The organism is Methanosarcina barkeri str. Wiesmoor (assembly GCF_000969985.1).
GTDB classification, from domain to species: Archaea; Halobacteriota; Methanosarcinia; order Methanosarcinales; family Methanosarcinaceae; genus Methanosarcina; species Methanosarcina barkeri_B.
Window position 1 is genome coordinate 2,789,855 of sequence record NZ_CP009526.1, and the last position, 21,345, is coordinate 2,811,199.

Consider the following 21,345-nt stretch of genomic DNA (forward strand, 5'->3'; position numbering starts at 1 on the left):
AACTGATTTCTTCAAATTGATTTCTTCAAATTGATTTTTTCAAACTGATTTTTTCAAACTGATTTCTTCAAACTGATTTCTTCAAACTGATTTCTTCAATTAGAGTTCGTCAAATCTGTAACAATGTATTATAAAAAAATAAGATCTAGTAACAAGAAACAAAAAGTAAGTGTTAAATATCAATTAGTAGTATAGGTAATATGTCTCTTGCGAACAGACACAAATCTTAAACTACCTCCCGAATAGTTTAAGACCTGAACTTCTTTTTGCCCTGTCTGCTTTCACAGACAGGGATAAAGTTCAGATAATTCAGGAAAGATATAAGGCTCCGTAAAAAGGTTCAGTAAAAATTCTTCAAAAAATCTTCATTAATTTGAACTGAATGGTCTGATCTATTTTTACTCATGTCTTTTCAGTCATTTAATGTTGATTCATGGATAGAATTTCTACAAAATCAAGACAAAATATTTAATAAGAATTATTTATGAATAAAAAAGATAGAGATAAAGGCATTTAATTTTTATTTAAAAATTAAATACAGATATCAAATTATATTTGAGTACTGATATATCAAAAAAAGTAATATCAAAATATATATAAGTAACATAAAACATTTCTGCCATGTCAGGGCAATGTTCAGAAAAATAACTATCAAAACGTTATAAAATATACAAATAAGTTGAGTTTCCTTTCTTTCAGAAAAATATTCTAGATCATACAGAATTACCCAGTCAAAATAAAGAGTCTCAGTTATAATTTTTATAAATAAATGAGGGAAGAACGAAAAATGCATATTCCAGATGGATATCTAGGGCCGTATACCTATGTCGCGTTTTGGATCATTATGATCCCGATATGGTATTACGCTGGAAAAAAACTGAACACAGAACTTAAGTCCAGACAGGTCCCTCTGCTGGCACTATCAGCTGCTTTTTCATTTGTAATAATGATGTTCAATGTACCTATTCCAGGAGGCAGCACGGGTCACGCCGTGGGAGGTGCAATTATCGGCATAGTTCTAGGTCCATGGGCAGGAGTTATATCTATTTCTGTAGCTTTGGTATTACAGGCATTGATGTTCGGTGATGGAGGAATAACGGCCATAGCCGCTAATTGCTTCAACATGGGAGTTGTGATGCCCTTTGTCGGTTACTATATTTACAAGCTTATTAGCGGAAATTCTGATATCACCTCCTCTAAAAGAGTTATTGCTTCGGCTATAGCTGGCTGGTGTTCTCTGACCATAGCAGCTTTCTTTACAGGTGTTGAATTCGGAATACAGCCTATCTTGCAACACACAGCTGCCGGAACCCCACTTTATATGCCTTACCCATTGAGTGTAACTGTTCCTGCCATGGTAGCGGAACATGCTTTTGGATTTAGCATCCTGGAAGCACTGATAACTGCACTTATTTTTGCCTATATCCAGAGAACGGATGCGTCTCTATTTTATAGCGAAAAATCTGAAGTGCAGAAGAACAAAATGAAGAAGGCAGTCACAGCCTGAGGTGAGAACGTGGAGAAAATAATAAGAAACCTAAGCATTGGCTTGATAATCCTTATGATTTTTGCACCATTGGGTCTTTTGGCCGTCGGCGAAACCTTCGGTGAGTGGGGACCTGAAGAAGTCAAGGAGAAACTCGGTTTTGTGCCTCCAGGACTTGAGGAGCTCTCGGACCTCTGGAGCGCTCCAATGCCTGATTATGCTTTTGCAGGCGGCGATGAGTCGATGACCATGTCTTCTGTAGCGTACATTCTGTCCGCAGTGATCGGAGTAGTAGTCGGCGGTGGTCTTCTGTATTTTATAGGAAAAAAAGCTGCCAAAAATTAAAATTTTTAAATATTGTCGTGAGTTTGCCATAAATTGAAAGCCAAATATTTGATATTGTGAGAATTTCAATAAACCTGTGAGTTCGATAGATTGTTTATAATACTTATAAAGATGATAAATATGAGATTTATTGAAGTTCTCTATAATTTATTTGGTTCTCTTTATGTAAAATTCGTCTTCCGATAACTTATGGAATATAAAATTTTGTATAAAATCGACACCTTTTTATAATTTTAATTTTTGTTTATTACTACGGGAGCGCAGAAGGTCACGAATACCCTATTCTTTAGATTGGGGATGAAGTGAACCCTCGCCTCTGTTTGGTTTCGTTTAAACCTCTGTACCGTTGCTTCTTTGTAAAGTAGGTTTCTTAGTCTCATGGTTACATAAGTTGGTAATGAAACTCTGCATCAAGGAAGTCTTGTAAATGGATACTTAACTATTCCCCAGAAACCGGGCGGGAGGCCTGAAGCATACCCCATCCTTTAGGGTGGGGTGGCCGCACGCAATTTGATTTTTAATTAACTCATATCATATTTTAATACTAGCTGGAATTCAGGTTTTAGAGCGGGTGAACAATGATCCCAGATTGGATGACAAAAACAGATACCGGTCCATGCCGGTGCTCAGCGGTGCATCACGGTAAGAAGGGTTTCATAGGAAAGACGATTGACGGAATCTTTGGCTTTTTGGAAGAAGCTTTTGTCTCAGATAGTTTCTCTAAACGCGATGGTTTCCTGCAGAGTTTAGACCCAAGAGCCAAGCTGGTTTCCATCCTGACAGTGATATTCGCAATGAGTTTAATCGGAGACCTTAGACTATTGATCTTTGTTTATATGCTTACTTTGCTGTTTGCATATCTAAGCAAAATCGAGATTTTATTCTTCATTAAGCGGGTGTGGCTCTTCATACCAATTTTTGCAGGAATCATCGCCATACCAATGATCTTCAATGTCTTCTTTCCAGGAGATCCTCTTATCAGGTTAGTAGATCTCGGCTCTGGAGCTCACCTCGGACCATTTTCACTACCTAGTAGCATCTACATCACCAAGCAGGGCGTCAACTCTGCTGTAATATTCACAATGCGTGTCGCAACGTGCGTATCTGCCGTAGTTTTGCTTTTTCTCACCACACCTCAGCAGGTTCTTTTTAAGTCCCTGCGCTCGGTGGGAGTTCCTAAAATCTATGTTTTCACGCTGGAGATGGCCTACAGATACATTTTTCTGCTAACTGATATGGTGCGGGAGATATACATTGCCAAGAAAGCCAGGACCATTAAGACTGGAGGCATGTTCGAAGAGCAGAAATGGGTTGGTGGCCGAATCGGCTATACGCTAATAAGGTCTCTGGATACAAGTGAAAAAGTTCATGCAGCCATGATGTCTAGAGGATACAATGGTGATGTTAAGATCATGCATGATTTCAAAATGCGTAATCGAGATTACATTTCAGGGGCAATTGCGGTATCCATGAGCGTATTGCTAGTGTTGATCTCCCATAACATCATAAGGTGATATGAACATGGAAACAATTTTTGATGTGAGAAATGTATCATATACATATGTTGGAAAAATAAATGCATTAAATGGTGTTAGCTTCAAGGTGATGCCAGGTGAGCAAATCTCCATAATGGGCTCTAACGGCAGTGGGAAATCGACTCTACTAACCCTTCTGGATGGACTTATATATCCTACCTCGGGAGAATTCTATGCTTTTGACAGTCAGATAAGCGAAGATGTTTTCGATGCTATTAAAGATAATGAATTTAGGTCTTATTTCCGGAAAAGAGTAGGATTTGTCTTTCAGAACTCAGATGTACAACTCTTCTCATCCACAGTTTTTGAAGAGATTGCCTTTGGACCCTTGCAGCTCAATATGACTCCAGAAGAAGTTAAAACCAGAGTGATAGAAGTCCTGGAGATGATCGGAATTACCAAGCTTAAAGATCGATCTCCTCATACACTGAGCGGAGGAGAGAAGAAAAAAGTCTGTATAGCCGCTGTTTTGGCTAATAACCCGGATGTCCTTCTACTGGATGAACCAACCGCAGGATTGGACCCAAGGACTCAGCTCTGGTTGGTAGAGTTATTGCAGGAGCTTGGGAAAGCGGGAAAGACTATAATCACTGCCACTCATGACCTTGAAACGGTAGAGCAAATTAGCAAAAGAGCCATAGTCATGGGCGAAGATCATAGAATTATTGTGGACGGGGATGTGGAAAAGGTGCTCAATAACAGAGAACTTTTACTTTCTACAAATCTTATTCATGAACACATGCACTTTCACGGCAAGCTTGTTCATGAACATCTGCATGTTCATTATAGAGAACATATACATGAGCACTAAAATGGAGTTACTTTATATAATTTAATAACCTGTTGTCTGGTTATTACATAATTTGATTTGTCCATTTGTATTCGGTTAAGATACAATCTATGAGAAACGTGTTATATTTGTTGACGTTTCTGTAAACATAATAATATGTAGATCGATATGCATAAATGATTGCATTAGGTATTTTTACGTTAACGGATTCCTTAACCGAATTAACGTCAATAGATTCCTTAACCGAATTAACGTCAATAGATTCCTTAACCGAATTAACGTCAATAGATTCCTTAACCGAATTAACGTTAACGAATTCCTTAATCGAATACAAGTGAATAGTTCTTTGTAATTATTCCCAATTTTCCACATAGAATATACATTAAGAAAATATTGTAAATATTTATTTTATTTTAAATATTTATTTTATGAGGTCATCCCAAAACTTGAAATTTGCTTCTTGGACCTTGTATTTTGAATAATCAATCAAGCTCATGATCATGAAAATAATTCTGAGAATTCCCAATGATTAAGAGTAAAGTGGCTTTTGGGATAGGCTCTATTCTAAATATTTATTTCGATTTTATTTTTCTTTGTATTATTCCCTATATATTTCGTTTTTACTCTATCCTTCGCAGAAACAGCAATTTTTTATAAAAATTTAATAAGAGATATTTAATAAAAGTGTAGTGCCTTATGAACTAGTGGGAAGTATGAGCTTGGGGTACGTAAGAAATCTGGTTACCAGAACAATAAAGGAATGGATGGAAGATAATGCAATGACTTACAGCGCCGCGCTGGCTTATTATTTTGTACTGAGTCTTCCTGCTCTCTTATTGTTTTCAGTATCCATAGGAAGTATTTTTTTGAAATCTGAAAATCTTCAGAGTAAAATAATAAACAACTTGCAAGGAGCTGTTGATGAGAGAATCATCAATATGATAATTCTACTTTTTGAACGTATTCCGGAAATAAATTCTCTTTCAATAAGTGCATTAATAGGTTTTATATTTCTTCTCTGGAGTGCAAGTAACGTTTTCAGGCAGTTGAAAAATTTCCTTGAGAGAGCATGGGATATCAAACCCGTTGAATCAAACAACATTAAAGATTTTATCAGAGATGCAATCATGTCCTTTTTTATTGTTATACTCTTTGGAGGGTTGCTCGCAATGAGCATATTTATTGAAGGATTTGTTTATGCGGCTTCAAATTTGTTCCAGCAATTTCTACCATTTTCACCTTTAATTGCTGATTATACAGGTTCAATAGTCAGCTTCCTTATTCTTGTGCTGTTTTTTATACTTGTGTATAGAGTGCTTCCAGATAGGAGTTTTGACTTGAAATCGATTTTTGTAGGAGCTTTCGTAACAGCAGTTCTTGTAACAATAGGAAAATATGTTATTGTACTTTTTATTGCATACAGTAACCCAACAGACGTCTATGGAGCAATAGGGTCTATTATAGGGTTATTTCTTCTATTTTACTATTCCTCAATTATGATTACGCTTGGTGCGGAGTTCACAAAAGTTTATTCGGAATCTTAAAAATGCGTAACTCAGGAAATAAGGTCTAATTATTCTTTAAATTTTGATCCTATTTTATTATTACTGTTAGATTTTAATGAAAGATAGAATCACCTGCAATCGGCTGCGTTTTCCGTGTTACAGAATTCCATGTGACTTTAAAATAATATTTGCGTCATAAGCTGTAATTATTTTCTTATTGTGTATTTATTTGAGAATCAATACATTAGTCATAAGTCGACGTTAAAATCCTCCTTGAGACAAGCACCGGGAATCTTCTTATACTATTAAAGATATGGGAGAAATGCGTTATGTCTTATTAAACATAACGCTTTGTTTGTCATATATGTCCTCTGACTAATGTGATCTATAACATAATATTACTTTGTCAGAGGATATCATCATGAAAATATAAAAATAATTGGTACTGCCAAAAGTTTATTGTTATCAATGCTGAGTTCAACTGCATAAGTAATTATAACAAAAATATTTTGAGTAGGTGAAGTTATGAGAAAAGAACTGATAGTTCTGTTAGTAATATTAGGCGTATTCCTTGCAATAGGATGTACTGGTAATGGAAATGAAGCTACAAACGAAACTGATAACTCAGTCGTAGCAGAAACTTCGTCTTCCGAGCAGAACCCTGATGCTATAACAGTATCTGCAGCTGCCAGTCTTACCGAAGCCTTTACTGACATAGAATCCCAGTTTGAAACTGAAAACCCTGACGTAGATGTGAATTTCAATTTTGCAGGGTCAGGGAATCTACGTCAGCAGATTGAAGGAGGAGCTCCTGTTGATGTTTTTGCTTCGGCTAACCAGAACCACATGGACATACTTGCCGGTGAGAAACTGATAGAAAACAGTACAAGGAAAGACTTTGCTCAGAACTCCCTTGTGCTTATAGTCCCTACAAACAGCGACCTCAATATAACTGGAATAAAAGACCTGACAGCCCCTGAAGTAGAGAAAATCAGTATTGGAAACCCCGAAACTGCCCCGGTAGGCAAATATGCAACCCAGGCATTGACCGAAGCAGGAATCTGGGACCAGATAAAAGATAAGACGATACTTGCTGAAGACGTCAAACAAGTACTTACATACGTGGAAAGAGGAGAAGTGGATGCAGGTTTTGTGTACATGACCGATGCAAAGACCGCAGATCCTGGAACTATAAAAATCGTTGCCACTGTCCCTGTAAATACTTCTATCAGTTATCCCATAGCCGTGGTTTCTGATTCTGATAACAAAGAGGAAGCACAGGAATTCGTGGATTTCATAACTGGAGACGAAGGACAGGAAATACTGGAAAAATATGGATTTACTCCCGAATCCGAATAAAAAATAAGCTAAAAGCATAAAAATGATCTCTATGTTGGACAAGATCTGGTTTCCTATATCTATTACATTCCGGATAGCTGCCCTCTCTTCCTTTCTCGTACTGTGCAGCGGAGTATTCCTGGCTTATATATTTGCAAGACGTGATTTTCGGGGAAAAGAACTTGCAGAGTTGCTAGTAACACTTCCTCTGGTCCTTCCACCCACTGTAATTGGCTATCTTCTGGTTATTCTTGTAGGTAGAAACGGACTTCTTGGCCACTTCATTTACAATTTTTTTGGCACAGGGATCCTGTTTACCTGGCAGGCTGGAGTTATTGCGGCTTATACGGTTTCCCTCCCACTTATGGTAAGAACTGCACAAGCAGCCATTGAAGCCGTGGATAAAGAGCTTGAATACGCAGCTTATGTTCTTGGAAGAAGTGAAATTGAAACTGCTTTCCTGATAACCTTGCCACTTGCAAAAAAGGGTATTCTGGCAGGTCTGGTGCTCAGTTTTGCACGAGCTGTCGGAGAATTTGGCGCCACTCTCATGCTTGCAGGAAACATCCCGGGAAAAACAAACACTATGTCAATTTCAATATACAGCGCTTTTCAAGCAGGAAACAACGAACTTGCCAATTTCCTGGTTTTAGTTCTTACTCTTATGTCCTTGCTGTCCATTGCTCTTACTGGAAAAATTGCTAGCAGAGGAAAGTTAGAGGTATAAGCTTGAGTGTTAAGTTAACATTTGAAAACGTTGCCATGAAGCTGAAGGCATTAAGAAAATAGGGGCCAAGAAGGCTTTTACGCTTGACTTCAGCTTAAAAAAACGAATTTCTCGTACTTTTTTGGCCACCTAGGTCTTGGAAAAAGCCACCTGGGTCTTGGAAAAAATACTTTTCAAACGCTTTTCAGGAACTACGGCATCTGATTCCTTCACTGGCTAAAATAAGAATGACTAAGGAAGTAGTACTTTGAACGAGAGTAATTGACGGCTTTCATCCCCCACCTGCCACCTTCCGGTTTTCACCGGAAGCTATCGAGGAAGGGGACTTCACGCATTAGAGTTAAAACAGTCTTGACACTTTGAATAAAAGCTAAATCAAAAAGAAATTTTCAATTTTTTTAAAAACTCTTCCATTGCATATCCGAGTGCCAGCGTTCCATGTGCCTTGCATGGATTTCAAAGTAGGCTCCTTTCTCATAGAAATGATCATAAAACTCAAGGTCAAGATGATGAGCCTGAAGATAGACATAAAAAAGATACTTGGAACCGTGCCAGGAGATTTCCCAAAGCGGTTATAAATATGCTGGGCCTGCAAAGCAACGCAGGCTTTAAAACTCTTCATTGTGGCGCTTGACCCTGTTCCGTACTACACTCGTATCCCTTTAGTACCCGAGTGTTTCAGGATTGAAAGGGCCTCCTTTCCGAATTTCCTTTCTGTAAGGGTATCTACTGCATGGCGCATATTTGTGTGATGAGGAGGAGTAAAACCCTCAAACACGCCTGGAAGCCGGTAGGATTAGGAAGATCCCAGCGTTCATACGTAATTTTATCCAGGGAAGGATTTCATTAATTTTAGGATTTTTGTGAATAGGTTAATATTTAAGATTTCACTTGTAAATTAGTATTTAATCCCTGATTTAACAAAAAACACATGAAAATATTGTGCATACTTTGGTTTTTTCCTCACGCAGTTTGTATAAGTTCGACAGAATAGTATAATATCAATACTTTTATATAATATTGCCTCATATTTTAGATATAAGGCATCTGGTAAATGTTTTTTATACATTCAACTATTTTTATACCCCCTAAAACCCCAAACTAATCCCCCACATCAGATGCCTGTTTCATTCAAACTTTTTCTCCTCAACTTTTCCTTCCTTTTTATCTCAAACTTTTCCTCAAACTTTTCTCTCAATGTTTTCTCCACTGAAATTTTATCCTCTAAACCTGAAATCATTTAAATTTCTTACTTATGTTTCATTTTAAATGCATTGTATAACACTTATAAAAATTTCAAATATCCTTTGCATACTTGTATTCTCACTTTACAATTTAGTGACTTTAAGCCCTCTTGAATATTATTCAGCATAAACATTATATAAAAGTAAGCCAAATCGTGTACATGCCTCTTTCCCTACACCCTATCAATACCGAACGTCTATATCTGCTCCCTGCCACCTCGGAGCTGTATCTTCTGGAACTGCACGACCGCCCAGCATTTGCTTTAACTCTCAATGCTCATGTCCCTGCAGAATGGCCACCTGACCAAATAACCCCTGAAGTGATAGAAGATTTTATCGGGCGAATTCAGGCCAGGGACCGGAAACTCTGGAGTTTTTACTGGGTTCTCTCACGGAAAAGTACTGAACAACCTGTTCTGATAGGGAGCGGAGGATTTCTTGCTCACAAGAAAGGAACAGTTGAAATAGGATATTCTTTGCTTGAATCATATCATGGCAGAGGATATGCAACTGAAGCTGTTCAATCAATGATTCAATGGGCTCTTTCCAGCCTCAAAAGCGATAGTATAGTAGCCTATACATACCCTCATCTTAAAGCTTCAATTCGCGTCCTGGAAAAGAATGGTTTTATTTTAAAAGGAGAAGGGCCGGAAGAAGGAACAATAGCTTACGAATTTCTGAATGAAAATTAAAACCATATCTCCGATTCCAGAGAAGTTTGAATAGAGAATATTTTTACAGAAAATAATTTAAGTACTTCGATAAAATCTCATAAAATAGCAGTATAAACTCAATTTTATATATTAATGAGTATTATATTTAGTTGGGCATCTGTGAACTCTTCATTTAAACACCCTCCATCTATCTCCGTTCCTCCTCTCTAAAAACGGATGCCCTATTTATTCTAAAACTTTCTGAATTCTTTACCGAGAAATATATGCATAAAAAACGAACTACGTCCTTTTTACTTTCTGCCTTTCTTTTTTGATCTTTTTTATCTTCTCCTTTTAACCTTTATCTTCTCCTTTTAACCTTTATCTTCTCCTTTTAACCTATTTCTCTTTCTTTTTGACCTTCTTCTCCTTTGACCTATTCCTCTTTCCTCCTTTATCTCCACTCTTTCACTTGATCTATTTCTTTTTCTACTTTCGTTCCCGTTTGTTCGAAGGAAGGACTTTAAATTAATTGATGGGTATAATAATTAAAAAACGGATTTAATAAAATGGAATAGACAATAAAATCAAGATTTACTCAAGAGAAACGGAGATGGTACATTGACAGAAAATCCACTACAGGTTATTGTAGACAAGGATCCTCAATTATTTGCTCTACTCGAAAATACACGCGAACTTGCTTTCGTGGAGGACGGAATACCCCTCAAGTACAAGTTCCTGCTTGCAATGTCCCTGGATGCAGCTAATGGTGCGGTAAACGGAGTAAAGTTCCTTGCAGTTCAGGCGATGCAGGCAGGGGCGACAAAAGAAGAAGTAATGCAGGCGATAAGAATAACTCAGTATATTTTTGGAGTTGGAAGCGTTTATACAGCTTCGGAGGCTCTTAAGGACATTCTGTAGACAGTATAAAAGGAATCCATTGAACCAAAGGAATCCATTGCACCAATCAAGTAGTTTTCTTATCTGTATGTATTGATTTGGAGCAAAAAATAGTCCCAAATTCCTGGCATTGAAGCTAAAATAGATCTGCCGCATTTGCGGCAGAATATTAAAACAAATGAGAAAATTATTTACTTTTTTTAGGCTGGAACACCCATGTAAACTTTATGAAGTTCCTCTGCGATATCTTCAGCACTATTGTACTTTTTGTCAGGAAGCATGCCAAGTTCCCGCAGTATATCCGGAATTGCTTTACTATTTCTTGCTTGTTCAATAATCCCGTTCCTTTCTATAGGAAAATCCAGATTTTTTAACATCTTTTGAATTTCAACAGGAAGTTCAGTAATGTATTCAGATTTATTTTCAGTTTCCATTGTATTTCCCCTTTACTTTTGTTTAGTTTCCTTAAATTCCCTGGCGACATCTGTAGCTTTTCTGCACTCCCTTTTCGAAAATCATTATATTTGCAGAGTGCCGCCTCTAGCGTGTTTATCCATATAACTTAACAACAGATTCCTTCTTTGCAGAATGCCAATACTTTTCAAAGTTTCAGAAGGAAGCTGAACTTTTTAGTAAGAATTATAATGACGATTTACTATTTAAATCTTAACATTATTCTAGAATTGTATATTAAAAATTAATACTTTAATTTATGTTAGTAATAATACATGTTTTAAATTAGTAATTTTTATAGTCCCCTCTTAATTTCTTCATTCAGAGAAGGCTTGCAATTCCTTCCTTTCATTAATACCGTAATTTACAGTTACCCCTACTAAAAGTACAGCTAAAGAACAGTACTTTTGGACAGAACTCCTTGTATATCTGTGTAAATTCTCCATAGAGTATGCTTTCTTCGCTATTTTGAATACATCTTCTATGATTGACCTTACAGATCTGAGTTCTTTCCATTTGCTTATTAACTCTTTAAACTTTGCAATTATTTCTTTGTAGAATTTAATTTCTTTTTCAGTATTTCTTCTTAAATCAAATATTTTCAGAGGATATCTAAACATATTGAAAAGTTTCTTAAAATTACAGTTTTTCCTTGGAAAAATTAAAGGTACTACCTTAAAATTTCTTACAGATATAACGTAGTTTTCATAGGAATAGTATCCTCTATCAGCATAGATAACGTCACCTGCTTTTATTATTCTCTTTCTTTTAAGTTCTTTAAGTATTTCAGGATAAATTTTAGATTCTGCTACATTTGCTTCATTAATCAGAAACGCTAAAGGTTTTAATGTTTGAGAATCAAGTGCAAGAGTAAGTTTCATACCAATGAAGAAACCTCTATGGGTTGAATGGCCCCACTTGTATTCTTTGTTTTTTAGGCTTTCTTTGGTAATCTTTTTAGCGTGCCAGTTCAGGTTAAGGTTTATGTCAGTACTATCAATAATAATGTCTCTTGATCCATTTTTTCTCTTAGGGCATAAATCATTCAATATTTCAAAAACAAAAGCAGTAAACTCTTGGGGTTCATACTTACTAAGAATGCCATAAACTTCCTTTTCAGTTGGTACTAAACTGATTTTTAAAAAGTTTCTCAAGCTTTCTCTTTCTTTTAATTCCTTTATAGCATAAGAGATTTCACAAGAAAAAAACATGCTTAGAAGAACAATTTTTATAGTAGGTACTGATCTGTGGAGGGGCACAATGCCCCTCCTTGTAAGAGTTTGCTTACAGAATCTCAAATCAAAAACATTTAATATTTCGGACAACAATTGCCATTTGAAATCTTCATTTAGTGGTATAAGTGGAGGTTTCGTAATAATCACCAGAGAAGGATTGAAAATCCTTCTCAATAAAATTTACGATTTTTTATGACATTAATTAAAATTCAGACGAAAAATTGAATGTACTTTTTTGAGGGGAACTACTAATAACCTTAATTAATGGAACAAAGAAGTAATAACCTCTAGTTTGAGAGTGAGTTTAAGAGGACCCTAAAAATAGAAGTACCAGTTTGAATTTATATTTTAGCAACTTGGGTATAAATTAGATTTACAAAGACAATATTATATTTATAAAGATAAAACTTATATTACTATGGATTATTGCTGATATAGGTGCTGTTAAAAACACGATAATAATAAAACCAAAAATATTATATACATGAAATAAAACAGTATCAAAGCAACACTCAGTTAATTAAGTTGAAAAACGAATCCATGTAACCTAATGTATTAAAAATGTGATCCCTATGCCCAGAAAATACACCAATAAGACAACCCATTTTATTCTCCATGATGACGGCACATTCGACGTCTATATAGATAAAAAGTTTAAAGAATGTGGACTATATGAGGAAACCCCGGATACTGTAAAATTGAACTACTACAAACACTCTTCAATATTCCAAAAAGAAGTAGGATGTTTAATTTCTGAGAATTACAGAATCTGGATAGAGGACAGAAAAATTAATGTTCCCGGTGGCATCCTAGACAATGGAGTGTTCATAGCTAAGTGTGATGATGGAAGTACCATCCTGAAAGATTAAAGTTTATGATATTTAGAAAAATAGACAAAAATTATTTGGATTCGAAGGAATCCATTTTCGGAATTTTTCATTCAACGTTCGGAAAATATATACTAAATTTATCCCAAAACCAGTTTCATCTTCAAATAGATAAAAGTTTCAGAACTATTTTCCGTGATCTGAAATCCATTGATCATTCCTGATTAGAGATTCAGGAAGCAGTTTTGAGTTAGGGGATAGGCTCAGTAAATAATGAGTTAATTGAAATCGATTACTCTTTTAGAACTAAGCTCTAAGTGCTTATTGATGAGGAAGCTATTGAATTCCTGAAAGCTTCACAATAATTATAATAATTATAATAATAACAATAACAACAATAACAACAATAATAATAGTGATAAGAATATTTTTTAATTGTTTCGCCCTTCACCTTAAGATTTATCTTCTTAGAGTAGTACCTTTAGTTAACAACGTTTACTGATATTAGTATAAAGTAAATTTCTTATCATATTAATTATTACGCTATTTTATCAGATTACTATTTACAGTAGACAAACATACTAAAATATTAAATTTTTAAAATTGATCTGTGAAAAGTGTGGAAGAATTAATAAAAAGGAGATAGGGCATGGAAAGTAAAATTGATGATAAAAAAGAACCTTATACTGAAGTTAATGCACAAGCTACAGATAAAAACAAAGTAGAACGTGAACTCGACGCTAGCATAAAGCTTAAAAATGAAGAAGAGACCCGAAAAATTCTGGATTTAATGCAAAAGCCTGAGATCGATTTTGATTGTTTTTTCAAGTTTATCGATTCTTCTATTCAGGGTTTAAAGGAATATAAGCTGATTGTTTCGGCTCTTGAGCTCGGAGTGTTTGAAGCACTTAAATCTCCTTTGTCAGCGGAGGAACTGGCTGAAAAGCTTGGCTGTGATCCTTTGCTCATGCCTTATTTTTGTGAAGCTCTCCATAGTCTCGGGTTCCTTGACAGGTTTGAGGAGGGAATAGACAAGGAAGAAGAAAAGGCGCAGATTGTAAAAATAGATGCAATCACCAGTCAAGACAAAGGAAAATCTGAAACCGAATCTGAGAACCATGATAACGGAACAAAGGATGGCGATGCAGTGTACCTTGTCTCGGAACTCAGTGCAACTTATCTCCTAAAAAGTTCTCCGTTTTCTCAGCAACATTACCTTGCTGAAAGGCTCAGAAATGTCGAACGCTGGGCTCGCCTTCCTCAGATTATAAAACAGGGTCCCGATGTTGTTGAGAAAGGACCTTTTTTCGGGGAAGTTGTCCACTGTATGGCTGAAAATGCACGCTGTGGTCTGCTTCAAGAAACTGTACAGGTTGTCATGCAGAATGTTGACTTTACAAATGTCAAAAAGCTGCTTGACATCGGAGGAGGCCACGGGCTTTATGCAATCGCTTTTTCAAAGCTGAATGAAGACCTTCAGGCTTTCGTATTCGACCTTCAACCCGTTACTGGAGAAACAAGATATTTCATAGAAAAATATGGAGCTTCAAGAGTGGATACAATTCCGGGAGATTTTTTTAAAGATGAACTCGGAAGTGGCTATGACCTTATTTTTTCTTCCTTTAACCCCGGAGGAAAAGTGCCTTCCTTAATCCCCAAGCTTGCTGAAGCCTTAAATCCTGGAGGCGTTTTCGTAACCAGGCAGATGCCTGATGAAAAAATGAAATCAAGCCCACTTATCAGCCTTGACTGGAACCTCTGGACTTTTGAAGGTGTGAAAAAAGGAGGATCCGGTTACAGTTTCGAAAACAGCGTCCCCTTTAATGAGTATATAAAGCTGCTTGGCAATTACGGGCTTGAAGTCTTCCGTGCTCTTGACATGACGGACGGCTCAAGGATTGTATTTGCGCGGAAAGCAACCTGAAATTTTCAAGAAGATTACTTTTTTCTCAGTCTTTTTATTATTTCTGAATTTCAGAAATTACTTTTTCCTTTCTTTCCTGAAGAGATAACTATTAATTATCATGAAATATAATCTAACTTATTGCTTACGATAAATTGAATTCGGAAAGTATCAGTAAACTTGTTTTAACGTTATTACTTGTATAACCAGGTATCCTGTCCATAAAAAATAGAGCTTATCTGTAAATTGAGTGCCAAAAAACTTGATGTTCGAGAACCTCTAAAGAAGGAAAATGAAGGACTATAAGGAAGAACCAGAATGTCAGGAAAGGACGATAGCACGGTAAACAAAGATAAAATGACAAACGAGCTAGAAGCCTCAAATGATATAGTTTGTAGCCAGGTAAAAGTATCTGGTGAAAAAGGCAAGATCTCAGATCTTATTTTTCGGGATGGTTCTCATATTATAGAAAATGTGCTTGATACTATGGTCAATCCTGTCTCATACAAGGATAAAAATGGTGTTTTCCTTCTTGTAAATGAGGCGCATGCAAGGACGATCATTGGTCTTCCAAAAGAAGAGGTTATCGGGAGAACACTCCTCGAACTCGCCAGGAAATTTTCGGATAGTCCCAGAAAATATATTGTAGAAAAGAATGACCTTCTGGAAGGTTATAACGAGGAAGGCTGTAACGAATGGATCCGGATTGAAAATGAAATTCTGAATCATGGTGGAACGAGAACCATAGAACAGGAACTTATAGTTGCGGACGGGACAACAAAGACTTTTATTTTAAATAAATCAGCCTTATGCGACGAAGAAGGGGAGACTATAGGGATTGTTACTGTAATGCAGGATATAACCGAACTCAGAAAGACGGAAAAAATCCTGAAAGAAAGTCTCAGTTCTAAAAATGAACTGAGTGAACAAATTAAGAAAAATGAGGAAATGTACAAAACAATTCTGGAAAAAACAGGGCAGATGGTATATAATTGTGACATCCTGGCTGATAAGGTCGACTGGCTTGGTTCGGTTGAAGAAGTTACGGGATACACGCCTGAAGAATTAAAAGGTGCAGGTGTGAACTTATGGATGCAGTACGTTCACCCTGAGGACAGGCATAAACTCTGGATAAACAATGAAAACCATATGAAAAATGGAGGAAACTTCCGTCTGGAATACCGGTTCCGAAAAAAGAATGGCGGCTATGCTTGTCTTGAGGAAAACGGAACCGATATACTGGACTCAAGCGGAGGTATAAGCAGGGTCATTGGAGTTGTAAAAGATATAACAGAACAGAAGTTTGCAAGCCAAAACCTGCAAGAAAGTGAGGAAAGATACCGCACCGCAGCTGAACAGACAGGGCAGTTAGTATTTGATTTCAGGATTGAGACACATAAGGTTGAATGGGCAGGAGCCATCCGGGAAATAACAGGATATTCTCCGGAAGAGTTCAAAAATTTTGGTGAATCTTCATGGATAGAGCATCTCCACCCCGAAGATAGGACCAAGATGATTAAAAGTATGGAGAACTTCTTCAGGAAAAAAGCGAGAATTCAGGCGGAGTTCAGGTTCAGGAAAAAAGATGGAAAATATATCTACGTTGAAATCCGGGGCATCTGGCTAAATGATGAAAAGGAGAAAGTTTACAGGGCCATTGGTGTAATGAAAGACATCACAGAATGGAAATGCACGCTGGAAAAAATTGAAGCGAGTGAAATAAAATATCGTTCTCTCATACAGAATTTCCAGGGTATTGCCTTCCAGACGGACAAGAACTTCATTCCCATATTCATACACGGGGCTGTTGAAGAGATCACAGGACATACCGAAGAAGAACTTATGTCCAGGGGTAAGTGGAAAGAGATAATCCTTCCTGAAGATCTGCCTTTAATCCTCAAAGAAGAAGAAAGGATTCGGGATTCACCGGGTAGGAAATATGCCAAAGTTGATTTTCGCATAATACACAGAGACGGAAAAATCCGATGGTTACATGAAATTTATCAGAAAATCCTGGGAAAAGATGGGAAACCGAAATTCTACCAGGGCACAATTTATGATATAACCGAAAGGAAAGAAACCGAAGAATTTCTTGCGAACATTAAAATTGCCCGCCAGAGAGAAATTCATCACCGTATCAAGAATAATCTCCAGGTAATCTCTTCCCTGCTGGACCTCCAGGCTGAAAAGTTCAATAACATGGAATGCGTTACGAATTCTGAGGTACTTGAGGCCTTCAGGGAAAGCCAGGACCGGGTACTCTCTATTTCTTTAATCCACGAAGAATTGCATGAAGGCGAGGGAACTGAGAAGCTTAACTTTTCGCCATACCTTAAGAAACTCATCGGAAACCTTTTCCAGACTTACAGGCTTGGAGATGCAGCTATCAGCCTCAAAACGGAGCTGGAGGAGAATATTTTTTTTGACATGGATATTGCTGTACCTTTAGGGCTAATTGTCAATGAACTGGTCTCCAATTCCTTGAAACATGCGTTTTCCAATGGGAAAAACGGAGAAATTCGGATCAGACTTTCCAGAAACGACAAGCTCAGACACCTCAGAGAAGGAATAGGTCAAGAAGGCGAAAGTACAGAATTTAACCTTACAGTATCGGATAATGGCAAAGGTATTCCGGAAACCGTAGACTTCGAAAATCCTGAAACTCTTGGCCTGCAGCTGGTAAGCATTTTGGTTAATCAGCTGGAAGGTGAAATCAAACTGAAAAGAGAAAACGGAACCGAGTTCAGCATGAGGTTCAAAGTGAAAAATAAGTTATAATTGCTGCTTATTCTGTACAAGCAATGGTATCAATGCAGGATGCGGCTCCAAATCATATTGTTTCAGATCTTATTGTTTCAGATTTTATTGTCCCAATCTTATTGTTTCAGATTTTATTGTTCCGATCTTATTATTCCAGATCACATTATTCCAGATCACATTATTCCAGATCACATATTTCAGATCACATTATTTCAGATCACATTATTTCAGATGTTATTGCTCCAAAGATTATATTGTTTCAGACCGCATTACTAGTACATCGATTCTCAAATAAATACACAATAAGAAAATAATTACAGTTTATGGCTCAAATATTATTTTAAAGTCACATAGAATTCTGTAACACAGAAAATGCAACCAGTTGCAGAGTGATTACATCTATATATTACAACCACGGAAAACACAGAAAGCACGGAAGAAACATGCCTTTACTACTTATTTCCACGTCTACCACGCTTTCCATGGTTTTCAAAAAATTCATTCCTGACATACTTTGGAATCAATGCACTAGGTGCAGAAATTACCTATAAGTTGACCATTTCTTTCTGAAGAACTGGAAAAATCTGAAACAGCAACATTATTATGCTGTAAAACAATTTCTAAATGGGGATTGCTGTGATAAAAGAAGCCATGCTCTACGAGAAAATCGGAGACAATAAAGTGCACTGTAAGCTCTGTGCCCAGAGTTGCAAAATTTCTCAGGGAAAAAGGGGCTTTTGTGGAGTCCGGGAAAACAGGGATGGAGAACTATATACTCTTATCTATGGGACGGTTTCAAGCGAAGCAGTTGACCCTATCGAAAAAAAGCCACTTTATCACTTTTATCCTGGGTCTTACGCTTATTCAGTTGGGTCAATAGGATGCAATTTCCGCTGTAAGCACTGTCAGAACTGGTCGATTTCCCAGATCTGCCTGGAAGATGCTTACACAATGGATATCCCACCTGACGAACTTATTCAAAGGGCACTTCTCTCCCGCTCAAGCTCAATTGCCTGGACCTATAATGAGCCCACAATCTGGCACGAGTATACCTATGAGTGTGCAAAACTGGCAAAAGAAGCAGGGCTTGGAACAATCTATGTGACAAATGGGTATATGACGCCTGATGCCCTCAGGCATATAGCGCCCTATCTGGATGCCGCGAATATCGATATTAAAGCATTTACTGAAAAATTCTATCACGATGTCGCCAGCGCAAAACTCGCTCCTGTGCTCGAGTCTTCTGCCCTTGCAAAGCAACTTGGAATACATGTTGAGATTACAAACCTCATTATCCCCGGTGTAAACGATTCCCTTGATGAGATCAGGGAACTTTCAAAATGGGTATATAAAAACCTCGGACCTGAGACCCCCCTGCATTTTACCCGGTTTCATCCTCAGTACAAAATGCAGAATCTCTCCCCGACGCCTGTAAAAACCATGCAGGAAGCCTGTAAAATTGCAACCGAGGAAGGGATGAAGTATGTTTACATGGGCAACGTCCCTGGCAGTGACCGCAACAATACTTTCTGCCCGAACTGCGGAAAAATGTTGATCAAGCGCGGCTATTTCGATATTGAAAAGTATGAGATCACACCTGAGAAAACCTGCCCGAAATGTGGGGAACACATTCCCATAGTAGGTGAATATGCAGGTTCAAAAAATGTACCGGGTGAATACGGATATTAAGCGGAGTATTCAGCAAACGACAGATAAGAATAGGCACCAGACAAGAATCGGAAAGAAACTCCAGGGCAAAACCGCAAATTTACCATTTAGGTATTCTCTATTGAACCAATCATGATTCTCTATTGAACCAATCATGATTCTCTACTGAATTAATCATGTACTCTCACTGAGAAAGTTCCATTAGATCTCAAAAAATATATTTTTCGCACCCTTCGTGGAAAATTTTTATAATTCCTTCTCTCAGGGAAGGCGTATATTTCTCAGGTTCAGTTTTGATGTCCCTATGCAGTTCTTCAAGTTCAACCCATTCTACAGATACAGCTTCTTCCGGATCAGGCCGAATTAAGCTTGCATTTTTTTCCGAACAAAGGCCTGAAAATACCATATGGAAGGCTCCTTTGTTTTCGACGATGCAGGGAATTTTAAATAATTTTTGGAATGGAACCGAGATTCCTATTTCTTCAAGCATTTCCCGTGCCATGCAGGCTTCATAAGATTCATTTGCTACAGTACCGCTTACTGAGTATGTATAACGGCCCGGAAACCACCGCTTTTGAGGCGCCCTTTTCTGGATGAGCATTTTATTTTCAGGGTTGAGAAGGATAAGTTGGGCAGCCCTGTGAATATGCTTTCCCGAATAAAACTCCTCTCGTTCGCGCAGCCCGAGAAAGTTATCATTTTTGTCAACTTCAGTGATTAGCTCTGCCACGAAAGCACTCCTATTAAGTTGTTTCACTACTCTTATTCGGGTGGGACAAAAAATAAAAATTTCGGTTAAAATAAAAAAGAGAGACTTCATTAAAAAGGTTAAACCTAGAATAATGCCATGAAAAGGAAAAAGAAATTCACTTTTCAGGATATTTCAGGGTTCTGAGACCTCTTTTGGCTTTTCTGAGGCTCTCTGGATCTCATCCAGAAGCTGATCGTTGGTCTTACCTCTTATGTCAATCCCGAGTTTCTGGGCAGTTTCCTGTACCTTGTTCATTGGAGTTGTGGGTTCTGTTATGGATTTTTCAAATTCTTTAAGGCTTTTTTCGGATTCCTTCTGAGCTTTCTTGAATTCGCCCACTGAACTTCCCATGGACCTGGCCAGCTCCGGAAGTTTAGCTGCCCCAAAAAGGAGTACAACTACTGCAAAAATAATCATGAGTTCTTGTGTGCCTATCATGGCTTAACCTCAAGCTTTTCGTTTTCTTAATGAAATATAATTCAGCAGGTGATAATGATCTGAAAATTGTAAATATCTATGAATTAAGCTAAGATTTTTTATGTTATATAAAGTTTCTATTTTTAGTTACTATTTTGGAGATTTTATATATTTAATTCTTTTTATTTTGCTTCTTCCTTTTTGTTACATTTCTTCCTTTTTAGTCTTCTACCCAGATTTCTCTCCTTTTACCCAGAATTGGTCCTGGATTTCAGATTTTCCGGGACTCCTTCTGTTAAGGTACAGACTTTCCGGCTTCCGGCTTATCTTCCAGGTCTGTATCGGTTTTCAGCTCTGGATCGGTTTTCAGCTCTGGATCGGTTTTCAGCTCTGTATCAGTTTTCAGGTCTGGATTGGTTTTCAGCTCTGGATCGGTTTTTGCTTCTTTACTGCTGCTTGGAGTTTCTTTTTGCTCCTTCCCTTTCTCTTTTTCCTCAGAGGCAACTGTATTAGCAGCCTTTCGAGTGTAGGCATCGAATTGATTGAGCTCAAGCTCAGAAGCGCGCTGTGCTTTTTTAAACTCCCCCATTGCACTTCCTAAAGATCGTGCAAGCTCAGGAAGCTTCTTAGGCCCAAAGAGGAAGAGAGCTACAATAAGGATTACTATTAATTCCTGTGTGCCTATCATTATTGGTTATTATCAACAATCAAATATAAAAGTTCTTGTAATTAGATCGGTGGACTGACTTATTCGGAAATTCTTTTAAAAACACCTGTTTTTAAAAATAAAGGGTCCCATAAATAGGCA

At 37.3% G+C, this 21,345-nt stretch carries 20 protein-coding genes; 14 read left to right on the forward strand and 6 right to left on the reverse strand.

From position 1 onward, the window contains the following. Positions 1–787: 787 nt before the first annotated feature. From cbiM to MSBRW_RS23915, 8 genes are all read left to right on the forward strand, one after another. Complete coding sequence (gene cbiM / locus MSBRW_RS11560) at positions 788–1,507, forward strand: cobalt transporter CbiM (RefSeq protein WP_011307520.1); 720 nt, start codon at positions 788–790, stop codon at positions 1,505–1,507. Between the two features lie 9 nt (positions 1,508–1,516). Further along, positions 1,517–1,831 carry a PDGLE domain-containing protein gene (locus MSBRW_RS11565; RefSeq protein WP_011307519.1) on the forward strand — a complete coding sequence of 105 codons (315 nt, stop codon included), beginning with the start codon at positions 1,517–1,519 and terminating at the stop codon, positions 1,829–1,831. A gap of 578 nt (positions 1,832–2,409) precedes the next feature. Further along, on the forward strand, positions 2,410–3,345 hold the full coding sequence (cbiQ, locus tag MSBRW_RS11570) for a cobalt ECF transporter T component CbiQ (protein ID WP_048102865.1): 936 nt from the start codon (positions 2,410–2,412) through the stop codon (positions 3,343–3,345). Positions 3,346–3,352: 7 nt separating this feature from the next. Beyond that, positions 3,353–4,177 carry an energy-coupling factor ABC transporter ATP-binding protein gene (locus tag MSBRW_RS11575; protein WP_011307517.1) on the forward strand — a complete coding sequence of 275 codons (825 nt, stop codon included), beginning with the start codon at positions 3,353–3,355 and terminating at the stop codon, positions 4,175–4,177. Between the two features lie 692 nt (positions 4,178–4,869). After that, positions 4,870–5,700, forward strand: coding sequence for a YihY/virulence factor BrkB family protein (locus MSBRW_RS11580; protein WP_011307516.1), 831 nt, complete (start codon positions 4,870–4,872; stop codon positions 5,698–5,700). 486 nt (positions 5,701–6,186) lie between these two features. Further along, the gene (gene modA, locus MSBRW_RS11585; RefSeq protein ID WP_011307515.1) at positions 6,187–7,020 is read left to right on the forward strand and encodes a molybdate ABC transporter substrate-binding protein; all 834 of its coding nucleotides are present in this window, start codon (positions 6,187–6,189) and stop codon (positions 7,018–7,020) included. Between the two features lie 22 nt (positions 7,021–7,042). Continuing rightward, positions 7,043–7,726, forward strand: coding sequence for a molybdate ABC transporter permease subunit (modB, locus tag MSBRW_RS11590; protein ID WP_011307514.1), 684 nt, complete (start codon positions 7,043–7,045; stop codon positions 7,724–7,726). Positions 7,727–8,175: 449 nt separating this feature from the next. Next, a complete protein-coding gene (locus tag MSBRW_RS23915) occupies positions 8,176–8,304 on the forward strand; it encodes a hypothetical protein (RefSeq protein WP_268990258.1) in 129 nt (42 codons plus the stop codon). A gap of 536 nt (positions 8,305–8,840) precedes the next feature. Here the strand turns inward: MSBRW_RS23915 and MSBRW_RS23920 are convergent. Beyond that, positions 8,841–8,966: a hypothetical protein gene (locus MSBRW_RS23920; protein WP_268990259.1), complete on the reverse strand. Its 126-nt coding sequence runs from the start codon at positions 8,964–8,966 to the stop codon at positions 8,841–8,843. Positions 8,967–9,131: 165 nt separating this feature from the next. Between MSBRW_RS23920 and MSBRW_RS11600 the strand changes: the two genes are divergently transcribed. Both MSBRW_RS11600 and MSBRW_RS11605 read left to right on the forward strand, forming a co-directional pair. Beyond that, positions 9,132–9,662, forward strand: a complete 531-nt coding sequence (locus MSBRW_RS11600) for a GNAT family N-acetyltransferase (RefSeq protein WP_080565369.1) — start codon at positions 9,132–9,134, stop codon at positions 9,660–9,662. A 582-nt stretch (positions 9,663–10,244) separates the two neighbouring features. Next, positions 10,245–10,544 (forward strand): carboxymuconolactone decarboxylase family protein, encoded by a 300-nt coding sequence (locus tag MSBRW_RS11605; RefSeq protein ID WP_011307512.1) that lies wholly within the window; start codon positions 10,245–10,247, stop codon positions 10,542–10,544. Between the two features lie 179 nt (positions 10,545–10,723). On the opposite strand, the gene MSBRW_RS11610 is transcribed toward MSBRW_RS11605, so the two are convergent. Together MSBRW_RS11610 and MSBRW_RS11615 are read right to left on the reverse strand one after the other, a co-directional pair. After that, positions 10,724–10,957 carry a DUF2795 domain-containing protein gene (locus tag MSBRW_RS11610; protein WP_011307511.1) on the reverse strand — a complete coding sequence of 78 codons (234 nt, stop codon included), beginning with the start codon at positions 10,955–10,957 and terminating at the stop codon, positions 10,724–10,726. Between the two features lie 336 nt (positions 10,958–11,293). After that, positions 11,294–12,358, reverse strand: a complete 1,065-nt coding sequence (locus MSBRW_RS11615) for an IS5-like element ISMba15 family transposase (protein ID WP_011307510.1) — start codon at positions 12,356–12,358, stop codon at positions 11,294–11,296. Between the two features lie 425 nt (positions 12,359–12,783). Here MSBRW_RS11615 and MSBRW_RS11620 point away from each other — a divergent pair, with 425 nt between their 5' ends. The 4 genes from MSBRW_RS11620 to amrS all read left to right on the forward strand — a co-directional run bounded on the left by MSBRW_RS11620 (position 12,784) and on the right by amrS (position 19,390). After that, positions 12,784–13,080 (forward strand): hypothetical protein, encoded by a 297-nt coding sequence (locus MSBRW_RS11620; RefSeq protein WP_011307509.1) that lies wholly within the window; start codon positions 12,784–12,786, stop codon positions 13,078–13,080. A 607-nt stretch (positions 13,081–13,687) separates the two neighbouring features. Continuing rightward, positions 13,688–14,962, forward strand: a complete 1,275-nt coding sequence (locus MSBRW_RS11625; RefSeq protein WP_011307508.1) for a methyltransferase — start codon at positions 13,688–13,690, stop codon at positions 14,960–14,962. Between the two features lie 297 nt (positions 14,963–15,259). Then, positions 15,260–17,719 carry a PAS domain-containing sensor histidine kinase gene (locus tag MSBRW_RS20340; RefSeq protein ID WP_011307507.1) on the forward strand — a complete coding sequence of 820 codons (2,460 nt, stop codon included), beginning with the start codon at positions 15,260–15,262 and terminating at the stop codon, positions 17,717–17,719. 618 nt (positions 17,720–18,337) lie between these two features. After that, positions 18,338–19,390, forward strand: a complete 1,053-nt coding sequence (gene amrS, locus MSBRW_RS11635; protein WP_196297994.1) for an AmmeMemoRadiSam system radical SAM enzyme — start codon at positions 18,338–18,340, stop codon at positions 19,388–19,390. A gap of 187 nt (positions 19,391–19,577) precedes the next feature. Here amrS and MSBRW_RS11640 read toward each other — a convergent pair whose 3' ends face one another. From MSBRW_RS11640 to MSBRW_RS24470, 3 genes are all read right to left on the reverse strand, one after another. Further along, complete coding sequence (locus tag MSBRW_RS11640; RefSeq protein WP_230669719.1) at positions 19,578–20,099, reverse strand: Nudix hydrolase; 522 nt, start codon at positions 20,097–20,099, stop codon at positions 19,578–19,580. Positions 20,100–20,252: 153 nt separating this feature from the next. Continuing rightward, positions 20,253–20,558 (reverse strand): Sec-independent protein translocase subunit TatA/TatB, encoded by a 306-nt coding sequence (locus MSBRW_RS11645; RefSeq protein WP_011307504.1) that lies wholly within the window; start codon positions 20,556–20,558, stop codon positions 20,253–20,255. 274 nt (positions 20,559–20,832) lie between these two features. After that, complete coding sequence (locus tag MSBRW_RS24470) at positions 20,833–21,225, reverse strand: Sec-independent protein translocase subunit TatA/TatB (protein ID WP_011307503.1); 393 nt, start codon at positions 21,223–21,225, stop codon at positions 20,833–20,835. Between the last annotated feature and the right edge of the window lie 120 nt (positions 21,226–21,345).

Bases quoted from the DNA above. Each gene is read 5' to 3' on its own strand.
- modA (WP_011307515.1), top strand. From the start codon at position 6,187: ATGAGAAAAGAACTGATAGTTCTGTTAGTAATATTAGGCGTATTCCTT.
- MSBRW_RS11625 (WP_011307508.1), top strand. From the start codon at position 13,688: ATGGAAAGTAAAATTGATGATAAAAAAGAACCTTATACTGAAGTTAAT.
- MSBRW_RS11580 (WP_011307516.1), top strand. From the start codon at position 4,870: ATGAGCTTGGGGTACGTAAGAAATCTGGTTACCAGAACAATAAAGGAA.
- MSBRW_RS20340 (WP_011307507.1), top strand. From the start codon at position 15,260: ATGTCAGGAAAGGACGATAGCACGGTAAACAAAGATAAAATGACAAAC.
- MSBRW_RS23920 (WP_268990259.1), bottom strand. From the start codon at position 8,966: ATGATTTCAGGTTTAGAGGATAAAATTTCAGTGGAGAAAACATTGAGA.
- MSBRW_RS24470 (WP_011307503.1), bottom strand. From the start codon at position 21,225: ATGATAGGCACACAGGAATTAATAGTAATCCTTATTGTAGCTCTCTTC.
- cbiQ (WP_048102865.1), top strand. From the start codon at position 2,410: ATGATCCCAGATTGGATGACAAAAACAGATACCGGTCCATGCCGGTGC.
- MSBRW_RS11575 (WP_011307517.1), top strand. From the start codon at position 3,353: ATGGAAACAATTTTTGATGTGAGAAATGTATCATATACATATGTTGGA.
- MSBRW_RS11610 (WP_011307511.1), bottom strand. From the start codon at position 10,957: ATGGAAACTGAAAATAAATCTGAATACATTACTGAACTTCCTGTTGAA.
- MSBRW_RS11620 (WP_011307509.1), top strand. From the start codon at position 12,784: ATGCCCAGAAAATACACCAATAAGACAACCCATTTTATTCTCCATGAT.
- MSBRW_RS11645 (WP_011307504.1), bottom strand. From the start codon at position 20,558: ATGATAGGCACACAAGAACTCATGATTATTTTTGCAGTAGTTGTACTC.
- MSBRW_RS23915 (WP_268990258.1), top strand. From the start codon at position 8,176: ATGGATTTCAAAGTAGGCTCCTTTCTCATAGAAATGATCATAAAACTC.
- modB (WP_011307514.1), top strand. From the start codon at position 7,043: ATGATCTCTATGTTGGACAAGATCTGGTTTCCTATATCTATTACATTC.
- MSBRW_RS11600 (WP_080565369.1), top strand. From the start codon at position 9,132: ATGCCTCTTTCCCTACACCCTATCAATACCGAACGTCTATATCTGCTC.
- cbiM (WP_011307520.1), top strand. From the start codon at position 788: ATGCATATTCCAGATGGATATCTAGGGCCGTATACCTATGTCGCGTTT.